This window comes from Paenibacillus sp. FSL R5-0923 (genome assembly GCF_038009145.1).
Classification (GTDB): domain Bacteria; phylum Bacillota; class Bacilli; order Paenibacillales; family Paenibacillaceae; genus Paenibacillus_AQ.
In genome coordinates this window covers 3,563,971-3,576,151 of the sequence record NZ_JBBPAT010000001.1, presented here as the reverse complement: position 1 = coordinate 3,576,151, position 12,181 = coordinate 3,563,971, and the positions used below count along the sequence as shown (strand labels likewise).

The 12,181-nt window shown below is 39.4% G+C and carries 13 protein-coding genes; 2 read left to right on the top strand and 11 right to left on the bottom strand.

Annotated features, from left to right (window positions below; translation table 11 throughout):
• Positions 1-496: 496 nt before the first annotated feature.
• The 3 genes from MKX35_RS15935 to MKX35_RS31875 all read right to left on the bottom strand — a co-directional run bounded on the left by MKX35_RS15935 (position 497) and on the right by MKX35_RS31875 (position 1,681).
• Entirely contained in the window at positions 497-946 is a 450-nt protein-coding gene (locus MKX35_RS15935) for a hypothetical protein (protein ID WP_076300632.1), read from the bottom strand.
• Between the two features lie 242 nt (positions 947-1,188).
• Complete coding sequence (locus tag MKX35_RS15930) at positions 1,189-1,479, bottom strand: hypothetical protein (RefSeq protein WP_341044326.1); 291 nt, start codon at positions 1,477-1,479, stop codon at positions 1,189-1,191.
• Positions 1,427-1,681 (bottom strand): NUDIX domain-containing protein, encoded by a 255-nt coding sequence (locus tag MKX35_RS31875; protein WP_081383049.1) that lies wholly within the window; start codon positions 1,679-1,681, stop codon positions 1,427-1,429. Before MKX35_RS31875 ends, MKX35_RS15930 begins: the two co-directional genes overlap by 53 nt.
• Positions 1,682-2,505: 824 nt before the next feature.
• On the opposite strand from MKX35_RS31875, the gene rsgA reads away from it, so the two are divergent.
• Together rsgA and MKX35_RS15920 are read left to right on the top strand one after the other, a co-directional pair.
• Complete coding sequence (rsgA, locus tag MKX35_RS15925) at positions 2,506-3,579, top strand: ribosome small subunit-dependent GTPase A (RefSeq protein WP_076300629.1); 1,074 nt, start codon at positions 2,506-2,508, stop codon at positions 3,577-3,579.
• Positions 3,576-4,592, top strand: a complete 1,017-nt coding sequence (locus tag MKX35_RS15920; RefSeq protein WP_076300628.1) for an aminoglycoside phosphotransferase family protein — start codon at positions 3,576-3,578, stop codon at positions 4,590-4,592. The genes rsgA and MKX35_RS15920 overlap by 4 nt, the downstream gene beginning before the upstream one ends.
• Before the next feature lie 188 nt (positions 4,593-4,780).
• On the opposite strand, the gene MKX35_RS15915 is transcribed toward MKX35_RS15920, so the two are convergent.
• The 8 genes from MKX35_RS15915 to MKX35_RS15880 form a co-directional block, all read right to left on the bottom strand.
• On the bottom strand, positions 4,781-5,308 hold the full coding sequence (locus MKX35_RS15915; RefSeq protein ID WP_143759562.1) for an aminoglycoside adenylyltransferase domain-containing protein: 528 nt from the start codon (positions 5,306-5,308) through the stop codon (positions 4,781-4,783).
• Positions 5,309-5,721: 413 nt separating this feature from the next.
• A complete protein-coding gene (locus MKX35_RS15910) occupies positions 5,722-6,522 on the bottom strand; it encodes an aminoglycoside 6-adenylyltransferase (protein WP_076300626.1) in 801 nt (266 codons plus the stop codon).
• A gap of 92 nt (positions 6,523-6,614) precedes the next feature.
• Positions 6,615-7,448, bottom strand: coding sequence for a GNAT family N-acetyltransferase (locus MKX35_RS15905; RefSeq protein WP_076300625.1), 834 nt, complete (start codon positions 7,446-7,448; stop codon positions 6,615-6,617).
• Between the two features lie 147 nt (positions 7,449-7,595).
• Positions 7,596-8,117 carry a phosphotransferase-like protein gene (locus tag MKX35_RS15900; protein WP_076300624.1) on the bottom strand — a complete coding sequence of 174 codons (522 nt, stop codon included), beginning with the start codon at positions 8,115-8,117 and terminating at the stop codon, positions 7,596-7,598.
• Between the two features lie 217 nt (positions 8,118-8,334).
• Positions 8,335-8,784 carry a DUF1569 domain-containing protein gene (locus MKX35_RS15895; RefSeq protein WP_042189271.1) on the bottom strand — a complete coding sequence of 150 codons (450 nt, stop codon included), beginning with the start codon at positions 8,782-8,784 and terminating at the stop codon, positions 8,335-8,337.
• Between the two features lie 242 nt (positions 8,785-9,026).
• The gene (locus tag MKX35_RS15890; protein WP_218641871.1) at positions 9,027-9,437 is read right to left on the bottom strand and encodes a hypothetical protein; all 411 of its coding nucleotides are present in this window, start codon (positions 9,435-9,437) and stop codon (positions 9,027-9,029) included.
• A gap of 430 nt (positions 9,438-9,867) precedes the next feature.
• On the bottom strand, positions 9,868-11,349 hold the full coding sequence (locus MKX35_RS15885; RefSeq protein ID WP_076300622.1) for a DUF4179 domain-containing protein: 1,482 nt from the start codon (positions 11,347-11,349) through the stop codon (positions 9,868-9,870).
• Positions 11,342-11,911 (bottom strand): RNA polymerase sigma factor, encoded by a 570-nt coding sequence (locus MKX35_RS15880; protein ID WP_076286199.1) that lies wholly within the window; start codon positions 11,909-11,911, stop codon positions 11,342-11,344. Before MKX35_RS15880 ends, MKX35_RS15885 begins: the two co-directional genes overlap by 8 nt.
• Positions 11,912-12,181: the final 270 nt, after the last annotated feature.

Below are 12,181 nucleotides of genomic sequence, written 5' to 3'. Positions count from 1 at the left end.
TCCTATTATACTCTATTTCGTTTGGCTTGCCTTCGCGCTAATCTGCCCGTTAGTTGAACAAATAAAAAACGACTGCCGAAGCAACCGCTATTCCACTATAGTGTCTCGTAAGTTTAATTCCTACCTATTGTCGCCTTCTCCATTTAAAAAAAGATGAACCCACGTTTCAATATCATTGGCCAGAGCATATTCATTAGCATCGCTTAATGTAAAAGCATTCATCTGTCTTCCCCCCACCTTCAGTTCAAACTTCTATTGTGCTAATGATTATGCAATAGAATCCTAATAAATGGAAGTTTGGTTTGAATTCAAACCGTTCTTTACTGCTCAATATTCATGCGGAGGCATCAGTCTACCACCACGCAATCCTGCCCGTTAGCGTAATGATGATCTGTCATCTATGGTACGGTTCTACTTAATGGCGCGGCGAATTAATTTCATAAAACACCCTCAATGCTTATAATATTCTAGCACGTAATCTTGCTTATGCAGAGTGTTAATGCCCACGGATGTCAAGATCACTTAATGGATAGTTACTACTGCCCCAAGTATAAACAATATAATTGTTAATTAGTTTTTCATCTGCTTTCAATGCTTTGAATTTCAAGTTACCATTAAGAAAATCAATGTTATTACTCACTTGCTTTTCAACGATGTAACTCCATTCATTCTCGCGATACTTTGAATAAAAATGATTTAATTCTTCTAAAGTTAGTTCCGATTTGATTAAAATAGCGCCAAAAAATTGCATTCCATTTCCATTCCCAATTAATTTTCCAGCTGATGATAAATCATCTATCAATTCAGTTTTGTCTGGCAAAGATACTTCTACTAGATCTTTTTTTATGGAATATGCAATATAATTGTTAATAAATGGAGTGGATACGACTAGTAAAACAAGAGCACCTACTGCAATTATTAAAATGATTATGAATGTTTTCTTCAAGTTAACACCTCTCTCAAAAAATATAAATATCCTACCGAACCACACAGGTTCAATACACTTAGAAACCCCTTTTTATTACGCTATGACAGTATAGACGTTAGACATTTTTTAAATTTCAATTTAATGGTATATAATCCAATATCAACATTTCTGTTACTCAGCTAACCTGCCCGTTAGTTGAACAAATAAAAAACGGCTGCCGAAGCAACCGCTATTCCACTAACGTGTCCCGCTAGGTTAAATCAAGAACCTTTAAAAGCCAATAAATCTTTTGTGTTAATATGTTTAATATCAGAAATTTGCCCACTTGTAAGCATCTCATAAAGACCGTCAGGAACAAGTTTATACTGAATGTTTTCTTCAAAATCATCTAAGTTCTTCCAAACAGCTATAAACTTTTTGTCCCCCTCAATCCCTTCAAATTCATTCTTGTTATAGTTATCCATTCGACTAAAGCTCGCTTCATAAAAAAAATCATATTCATGTCCAATTTCTCCGTACCAAGGGAAGATGTGCTCGATAATCCCTATCAATTTTGGGCTCAATAATATCAATATTAATTTCCTCTTTTACTTCTCGTATTACAGCTGATTTGCTATCTTCCCCATACTCAATCGTGCCACCAACTGGGCGAAATGTAATGATACCATCTTCTTCCGGGAATTGTTCAAGTAATATTGATTCTCTTCTTTTAATAATGCAAAGTGAACAAGCTCTATATCGCAAATTTTTCACTCCTCATAGTATTTTATTTTTCAAATATATTCCATATAAGCATTGCGTTATCCTGCCCGTTAGTTGAGAAACAGCAGCCAATCAACTTGGCTGACGTTTATTCATGTTATTGCTCTTTTAAGTTATAAAATTTAAAATATCATCGGGTTCAATCAGTGAAATATTGTTTTCCATATTATATCGGGCACGCTTCAAAAACTCCCTAGACCAACCATCGAGTGCTTCAATATTTCCGTTTCGATAGAGAGCTGAATAAAGAATAGCTTGTCTATTTGTAAATAACTCCCATTTAACCTACCGTTAGTTGAATGATGAATTATTAATATTCAATGAGTATCTTGTCGATTTCTGCAATTTCGCTGATCTTTGATATACCATCGCCGTTTCCTTCAAACAACTTGAGGAAGCGCTCACGCTGACTTTTAATGCTCGCGAGTTCTTTATCAACGGCAGACTCGATGGAGCAGGCCGACAATCTGCGCTGTCAGGCATTGATTTTTTTTCCAAAATAGGTTATTTTATAGAAAGCTTAGCGATAAGCAAGTTCCTGACACGAAGGGAGATGTGTTTTAATGGCAACTACTTATATGGTGGTTTGGTCTTAAAACTGAATAGTAGGCATACGCGAAAAAAGCGGGGAAACGCCCCAATTATTTGGTATGCCATCCGAAGTAACCTTTCGTGAATATTGCTGTTTGCAGGATACGATGAAGGTCGTGTCTTTTTTGCGTCCTGATGCCGCGTGACAGCAGCTTCTTTAGAGGCTGCTTGTCCGTGGCATTTTTGCGTCCAAAAACAACATTAAAGGAGCTAACAAAAAAACTATGATAAATCTGAAAACCTATGGCTATACAGAAATAGAAGCAATTCCCGACGGATTATTGCCCGGCAGGGTGACAGAGCTTCGGCGCGAGCGCTTCACGGTCATGACCGAGCGCGGCGAAGCAACGGCGGTGCTCAAAGGAGCATTCTATCACAGCGTGGAAACACGCGTAGATTTTCCATGCGTCGGAGATTTCGTCTTGCTGCAATACAACGAGAGCGGAGATTCGCTCATCGTTACGGTACTGCCCCGCCGTTCCAAGTTCTCACGCGCAGATTACTCAGGGCATGCCGTAGGTTACGCCAAAACCGTGCGGGAACAGGTCGTTGCAACCAACTTTGACTATGTGTTCATTCTTTCTTCTTTGAATTGGGATTTCAACGTTACCCGCCTCATGCGGTACCTGACACAAGTCAGACAGAGCGGCAGTCAGCCAGTCGTCATTCTAACCAAGGCTGATCTCGTTGAAGATTATAATCTCCCGCTCGCAGAAGTTACACAAAGCATCCCTGATGTGCCAGTTCATGCGATCTGCAGTCATACCGGCCTGGGGCTGAACGAACTCACTTCCTACTTGATGCCTGGTAAAACAGTCGTCTTTCTCGGCATGTCCGGCGTCGGTAAATCTTCTCTGCTCAATGCATTGATAGAACAGGACGTAATGAGGGTTCAGGCGATTCGAGAGGTTGATAGCCGGGGGCGGCATACGACAACGCACCGTCAGCTGTTCATGCTCCCCTCCGGAACGATGGTCATCGATACGCCGGGAATGCGTGAGCTCGGGCTTTTTGATGCCGGGGTAGGTATAAGCACAAGCTTTACCGATGTGGAGAAATTGTTCCCGCAATGCCGGTTTGCAAATTGCCGCCATCAGGGCGAGCCGGACTGTGCCGTTCTCGCCGCGCTTGCCGACGGTTCGTTGCCGCGTGAACGGTGGGAGTATTATGTTGCCCAGCAACATGAGCACAAGTATGTCCAGGATAAAACAAGCTACCTCATCGACAAGAGGGCTCGAAATAAAACGATAGCTATGTCAAGCAAGCAAACGAAGAAAAACGGAGGATGGAAGAAATGAATATTAAATTTGAAACGCTGATCTATGCCTTAAGCCGACACTTCAAGAAGGATATTATCTCGGCTGACTGCCAAACCATGCCGTTACAGGGCGGAACTGTGGGAAATGTGCACCTGGTAAACGGGATCGCCGAAACCGCGGATGGTAAAAAAATGCCGTACCGTATCGTGCTGAAAATTCAAAAGAAATGGGAACGTTACAACGATCCGGATTCCTGGCGCCGGGAATATGATCTCTATATGTCTGACTTGGGAACGACGTTCTCGGATACCTTCCGCTGGCCAACATGTTACCATGCGGAGATGAATGCCGAAGAAAATGAATTCCAGCTGTGGCTGGAATATATCGATGGCGTAACCGGTTTAGACTTAACCGGTGACATGTATGAAGAGGCGGCGCTGGAGTTAGGACGCTATCAAGGCAAGCTGTATGCGGAGAAGCCCGCTGTGCTGCAGAGCCTGACAAACCTGAGCCATGCAGATCTCATGAAGAATACGTATCTGCATTACCGGTCGTGGCCAGTCGTCTACGATTATATACGCTCGGAGGACTGCGAATTCCCGCAGCACATGCGGCAAATGCTCATCGACATCGATGAGCACGCAGATGAGATACTCGCCCGCATTGAGCAATTGCCCCTAGTGCTATGCCACCGGGACTTCTGGGTGACCAACCTGATCTATGCCGACGGGAAAATCGCGCTCATCGACTGGGATACATGCGGATGGGGCTACATGGGCGAGGATCTCGCAAGCTTGATTGCGGATGAAGCGGATATCGATCACATGGTCGAATACTACCAACGATGTGTCCCTGCGTATTACAAAGGTTTTTCGGAGTATGCAGATGCATCCCCTATCGCCGATAATTGCGTCTTCGAATTGATCCTTCTCATGTTCGGGTACAGGCTTGTAGAATGGTATCTCCACACAGAGGACGATGACGAGAAAACAAAGTGTCTTCATACGCTCCAAAAAATCCATGAAATGAAGACCAGCCCTGCGCAGGGTTGACTCTAAAAAAAGAACTCCGAAACCCCTTGAATATAATGGGTTTTCGGAGCTTCTTTCTTTACTCCCATTCGGTGGATCGACAATGGAAATAAAGTTCTAGACTGTCGCTATTTCACTTAACTAACGTGTTCTGTTAGCGAAAAATCTATTATTAACAGTCTTTTTTATAGGACTAAAAAGATTCTAGTTTAATGAATTGTTGTTTCGAGAACTCTGTCCAGATCATGTGATGCTTCAATAATGGCTGGCTCCAAATTACTCAACCATTCGGAATACTCTAAACGTGTTACCATGGATGGATCCTTCCTTAGCTCCTTGCATCTCTTCAAATTATCTTTCCATCCGCTACTAAGATGTAAATGCCCCCAATCTGCTGCTTGGCTTTTAGACAAGATGACACCTTCCTGCCACCAAGCTATAAATTTAGAAGCTAATAGGAGCCAGTCGACGGAATGTAGACTATTTCCCTTGCCAAACTTCCGCATACACTTGGCATATTCCTTAAAAAAACTAATGAACTCTTCCTTCGAATACGATGGAATATTGTCTAGATGGGACTCACCATACAACAAGATACTCTGCTCCTTGATCGTGTGCATGGTGAACAGATCTAATTGATTTTCTGTCCAGTCGGATTCGCGCTTTGTTCCCCACCATAAGCCACTGCCCTTTTCCCCACTCAGCATATTAATCGTAAGAAAGGCACCCTCAAGCATATCGATATAGAGGTTGGGGATTTGTCTATCAACGGATCTTCTAAGAAGGGATGATCTATAATTGGATCTTTGTTTATTTAGAAATTCGATTTCATTTTGGCTTAGGTCCTCTCCAATTACGACGAGAAAATCCAAATCCCCGTATCCCGGGGATAAATCATTGTGTATGGCCGAACCGTAAAGGTAAATGCTTCGCAACTTTCTATTAAGTATGGCTCTCATATCTTTCACAAATATGGACAAAGATTGCTCAAGTATTTCGTCTTCAAAGGATTGGATAAACAATACGATCGCTCCATTATGAATTTCTATTTTTCAGTTTTATCTCAATACTATAAACCTATTGCTATCAGTATAATACTAGCGTTCCCGTAGTTATGTATCTGCGATCACTCACAATAACCCAGTAATGCTTATGGGCTGATATCCGCTAATCTTTCGCCTTCTTTAGATTGTGACAGCATGACATCAGCCTCTGCTACAGCATTACGAAACAATTTGTCTGTCATTTCGATGCGATCTACTATATCTTCTAAGGTTTTTACACCATATAGCTTTTCCAAGATTAGTACCACTTCGACAGGAAAATCCCGAGATGCATGAACCAAGAAGCTGTCAGCTTGGAATGGTGTATAGATTATCCGAAGTACATCTACAAGTGGATTCACAACATACTTATGATAGTAAATCAACGACTCTAAAAAAAGCCCGCGTTTGGTATATTTGACAGCTCGGTTCCTTTGACTGTAAATACCCTGAGCACGTATCAATTGTGATTGAAGTTGTGAATGGTGAGTCGTGTGATCAACGTTTTGATACTTCACGATACCAGTCTTATCTATCAATATAACGGGTACGACAGTTTTGTCTTCGTTAATGAATAAAACAGGGACACTCTCACTTTGGATCGTCACGTCAACTAAGAGACTATCTGATGACTCCTGTAGGTGGTAAACCTTGTAGCGGTTATTTGTGGGTCGACCAGTTTCTTCATAGGCAATATCTACTTTTCCTAATCGACGCATACAGGCATCCAACCGGGTAATTGCAGAATCTATGCAGCCTTCTTTTGTATAGCACACCAAATCGATATCAGAATACTCGTCCAAAGTTTTAGTACCATCTGAACCCTCTAGCCAGATAGCTAAAATATAATTTTCAATTCCAAGGTCTGATACAATTGCGTTTAGAATGGTCTCACGGTTAATCGTCATAGCTAAACCTCCCATGTATTTTCATATAATAATAGTTTTATCACCGGTTTACTCCTGTCATTTTGGAAAGTTTTCGTTTTAAACTCTCTTTTTTAATAATTGAATCTTTTCAAATAATCACTAATTATACTCTGATCCTGATGCCACCATAACATTGGAAAATCATACTTTTTTGCAAACCCTAACTTTTTCGCTAGCTGTATTGATCGTTCATTGCCAGCGTCACAATTATAATTCGGCACTAGATTATGGTTCAGACAATGTTCGATAAATGCTACACCCGTGAGTGTTGCTAGCCCTTTATTCTGGTATTCATCCACGGTTACGATATCAATAGCTGCAAACCCTCCACCCACAAAATAAGAATTGCAAACACTTGCAAAATCATCATCCATCACAAGACAGTAACCAAACCCTCGATCCGAAAAGTGTTGTGCCGAACTCCATAACGAATCATAAGAAGCGTCCATTTCATTCTTGTATTTATCGAATAGCGCTTTATCCATCCGTTTCATAACAAATTGTTCTGGCAATGCGTTAGGTTTTTTTAGATGTTGGAATTTGGATAGATCGAATGTAAAAGAAGAACGGTGCAATAATACGGTCTTTCCCGCTAAACTTTCACTAATTTGAAACAGTAGTTCGGGTGTTGAAGCATAAAGATCGTAATATTTTGAATGATTTTGATCATTTCGCAAAAATTCAACTACATCGCTCATGAAGCACTCATTGTCGCCCCTCTTAACCAAAAAATACTGTCCATATGAATTGATAATAAGACTGCAGGTAGGATTTTCGTTGTGATCAACAAACACTTTTCCAGATTGATTTCGCTCAATTACTGAATACGCAAACACAGGTTCATATGCTAGATTTTTCAACAGTGGCAGAACGTGTGCGTAGTTTTCTTTAGATAATTCTATCATTTCATCTCTCCTTCAAATTTCATCATTAGATAAGTTCCTTGTTAAATTAACCTGAACACAGTTGAACAAATAAAAACGGCTGCCGAAGCAACCGCTATTACACTAACCTTCCCCGTTACCGGAATATATCATCTCGAGCATAGTAATTCATACTTCATCTTCAAATATACTTTTTAAAATCAAATCTGCGCATTCTTCGGAAGTGTTTAAATGTGTATTGACAGTACAATTATACTGGATATCTTTTGCCATTATTTTGTGTTGCCAATCAGATTGGTCTTCGGTTCTATTTTCTCGTGCAATATTTCTCTGACGGCAAATGTCTAAAGGGCAAAACACTTCAACAATGTATAATGGGTAACCAGAAAATATATTGTTCACTTTTTCATAATGCGGTTTCAACTCAGGCCTTTCTACCATAATGCCATCAATAAGTACATTTTTACCATGGTCAGAAAATAATTTGGCTGTATGATACATCATGATAATTGCTTCACTTAAATACTTCCAATAATCTTCACGAAGATAACGTTCACCTATCATTTCTTCAAAAAGGTCATTGGCAACAACATAAAAAAATTCATGCGATTTTAACTGTAAAGCATCTACTATTGATGTTTTTCCAGAGCTCGTAACACCGTTCAAAAATACGATTCTACCCTTGTTCATCCTGTTAATGCCCCTTATTAATTCAATTAATCTCATTTTAATATTTAAACTGTAAGTCTGGAAATAAAAAACAACTATAATTGAACTATACTACCGTTAGTGAACAAATAAAAAACGGCTGCCGAAGCAACCGCTATTCCTCTATCGAGTCCCGTTAGCACAGCGAAGTGTTGTTACTGCACTAAACTGAACAATTATTAATCATTGCGAAAAAATACTAAGCACCAAATTGTCTTAAATGATGGTCTAGATGTTTATAAATCCCTTTACCCCATTGCTCAGGAGTAAACTTGCCGAAAAAAGGATGCGGATGGGATGAACATTTCTCCGGACCGTTTCTTTGGAAAGTTAAAATCTTTTGTTTCAGTTTTTCTTTTTCTGTCATAAAGTCTCTTTCATCTACAATAAGTATGGTCGGAATTGTTGACATATTGTGTGGTACCGGCTTGTCATTATAGAAAATAGAATTCACAAACCTTCCTATTAACCTTCCTAGCCAATATCTAGGGGGGAAGGAATTTCCCAATGCGATATCTTGAAATGCTGAGCAGTGAGCCAACATTTGAGCAACATTCATTGTTCCCCATTGTGGTTTTGAATTTGGACTTAAATTCTCGATGCGGTTCAGTATTTCTGCTGTATGCAATTCATTATATATATTTTCCATCGGCACGCTCCATTAAATTTATCTGAGGAAGTTCATATATGGTGTTGACCGATGCGATTTCCTGCATAATCTAGAATCTTCTGGTTTGTCTATTATATTCATAATTGCATCAGTACAATTCGACAGTATGCTGTCAATCTAATATTTACCATTTTCCATCAATCTATCCTTGGCTCACTAACCTGCCCATTAGTTGAACAAATAAAAAACAGCTGCCTAAGCAACCGCTATTCTACTAACGTTTACCTATGTCGTCCCTCATCAACCCTATTCTTCGCCACTATTCTTATATCTTCGTCATCATCGTTCAATAAAATAGTTAAAACTCGAAATGTCGCTTTTTTGTTATAGACAATTCGTTTTCTAACTGAGCTATCTAAATCTTTTGCCAGTTTCATTTGTAAACTTTCTGGTAGTCGATTTTTTGTAGCAACATTAAATCTAACCCTTTCATCTGCATCGTCAGCTAGAATTTCCATAATCTCAATAGGAATTGCTTTATTATGTGCTACCCATTCACGCATTTCAGGGTACGTTTCAATTACTTGTAACCAAACCTCAAAAGGTGCTTCATCCCATGCAGCCTTCAGATATTCCTCCATGTTATCACTAAGCCTTAACCTTACAAATTCTTCAGCCGAATTAATCATCATTCAACCCCGATAAACAGATTTATTCACATTTTAACATAAAAATTTAGTTCAACTAACCTGCCGTTAGTTGAACAAATAAAACCGGCTGCCGAAGCAACCGCTATCGGTTAACTTTCATCTTTGAAATGAAAATGTTCATGATGGATCGTATCCATTCCAACCAACTTACTACTCTTTCTATGGTAATATGCGAAGTTATTATTTCGGAAAATCAGTTGAAGCATCAGCAACGAAAATCCCCCAAACATAATCATTTGGCATATAATTCACCCGTCTCCTTTATCGCTCAATAAGACAAAGAGCAGCTGCCGCGGCGATCTGCTCCTTGTTTTAAGTAACTATCGTTCCCCGTTAGTTGAACAGACTCGAACGGCTGCTACAAGACACTGTTAAACGATTAAAAGGCCATGATTTTCCGCTTTCGCTTTTCTTATTTGTCTTCTTTTGGCATTGGCAATGGTACTTTCCAATCCAGGTCATAGCTCTTTTTTGCCAATTCTGAAGTAAGACTTAGCTTTTGAGGGAGTTCTTTCATTTCATCACTTTGCAATTTTATTCGGATATGGTTTCTGCCTTGTTCATCCTTTCCTATCATTTTAAAATCTCCACCTGTTACATTGTATATTTTGCCCTTTTCATCCTTTATAGTCCAACCAAAACGATTAATAATTTTATCTGTGTCATCATCCACTAAAATCGTATCTGCTACATTAATATATGAAATATCCTTTAAATAAGCCTCTAGTAAAATAGTAGCGTGCTTCTCATTCTTTGGAGATGCTTCATTTAATGGTTCGTCAAAGGTTACGGACATGATCTCAATCGTTTTGCCATCCTCATCTACTCTTACAGGTTTTTCAGCAAGCTGTTTTGGCTCAAATGATACACCTAGCTCATACGGTTCTGTTTTTTCTAAAGAATCCAATACAAGTGTATATTGATGATCAGGAGACAGTGGAGCAAATCCATACTTCCGATTGGAATGACCGTATTCTCCCACAGCCTTGCGTGGAATATCAAGCGCCCTAGTTAAATCTTTTACTTTTTCTCCTTTTTCATTTTCAACATGAAAATTCAGTTTATAATCATCATAGCGAACATAAGGATCAACTGAATCTAGTTTTCCTTTCACTTGTTTACTTTCCTCTACTAATCTTTTCTTTGCCTCTTCCGTCCATTTCGTTTCATAATCCACACGAGCAGCAGTCGGTGAATGCATAATGCTATTTAGATTGATTTGCAGTCCCTGTGGTGTAGTATACGTTTTATCGATTGGTTGCACCTTGGATGCCTTAATTGCTTTTTCTAAATCAATAGGAATCTGTAAGGCCCAATTTCCTTTAACAGAGTCGATCTGATTCCCCTCAAACTGTAATAAAAGGTTTTGATCTTCTGTTTCCCCCGGTTTTTTTAGAGTGAGATATCCGTAATTTTCTTGGATTTCTACCATATACGTTTTAGTTTCTTTAATCACATTCCCTTTCAAATCTGTTACCTCTACGTTACTTATGTGAAGCTTATCCGGATGAATAAAGTTCTTTTGCTGATCCTTGATCGAATAAACAGCCACAATTCTCATCGGATCAGCCAATATCTCCTCTATTTCAAGAGTATAGCCTCGATCAGTAACAGAGGCATTTACCTTCTGTGAAAAACCTTCCTGTGCTGCATATTGCAGTTCTTTATCAGAACCATTAAATAGCGATTTAACATAGGCCGCAAAGGTAGGACTCACCGATATCGTTAAAAGCAAAGCGCAGCTGATTAAGACAGGAAGTACCAAAGTGCCTAGTAAACGCGACCTTTTTCTTTTATAGGCTACCACTTGGTCAGGAATCACAAAACTAGGCTGATCCAATTCTCCAGCAACATTTTTTAGAGTTTGTGCAATTTGTTTGTCAAGATTAGTCATGCATGTTCACTCCCATCTCGGTAAATACCTGTGTTTCTTTGTTAACTTGTATTTTTTCAGCAATTAAGTTTCTGGCCTTATGTAGCCTTGATTTTACCGTTCCCTCAAATACACCAAGGATTTTTGCAATTTCAGCTATACTAAACTCCTCATAATAGTAAAGGATAACTACTGAGCGATGTTTCAGCGTCATCATCTGAATCGCTCGCCAAATCTGTTGCTCTTTCTCCTTTTGAAGAATACTCTCCAATGGGTTTTGCCCAGGGTCAATAGAGTCCAAATATTCTTCCGTATTTTTCTTTCTACGCACCATATTAAGTGCACGATGTGTCACAATTTTTATAAACCAAGCTCGAAACGATGTCCCTTTTCGTTTATCATATCGATAAAGTGATTTATACGCTTCCCATAGTGCTTCTTGAACGGCATCCTGAGCTAGATGATAATCATGGACGATCAAAAAAGCGACTCGAAATGCACTAGTTAAGTGAGGTTGAACAAGTGCTTCAAAATCAACTGGACCTCCTTCCTTGGGTATTGGAAAATGATGATTTTCTTTCACTTAAAAGACCTCCTCGTTTTTCCTTTCACTTCTTATTCACCAGTTCTCGTATTTTGGTTCATAAAAAGAGGAAAAAACTTTTCCCTCACTTGGGTAAACTGCTACTTGCGAGGTTATCAATAAATTTCCCCTTCTTATCGGTGGCACTCAAATATATACTGCAGCGAAAACGATAAAGGTTGGGGAGTTTAGGAAAAATTTATTCAACTATCCTTCCCTTTTAGCTTAATGCCGCTCCCAATCTAGTTCTAGATTAGGCTTCTCATCAAA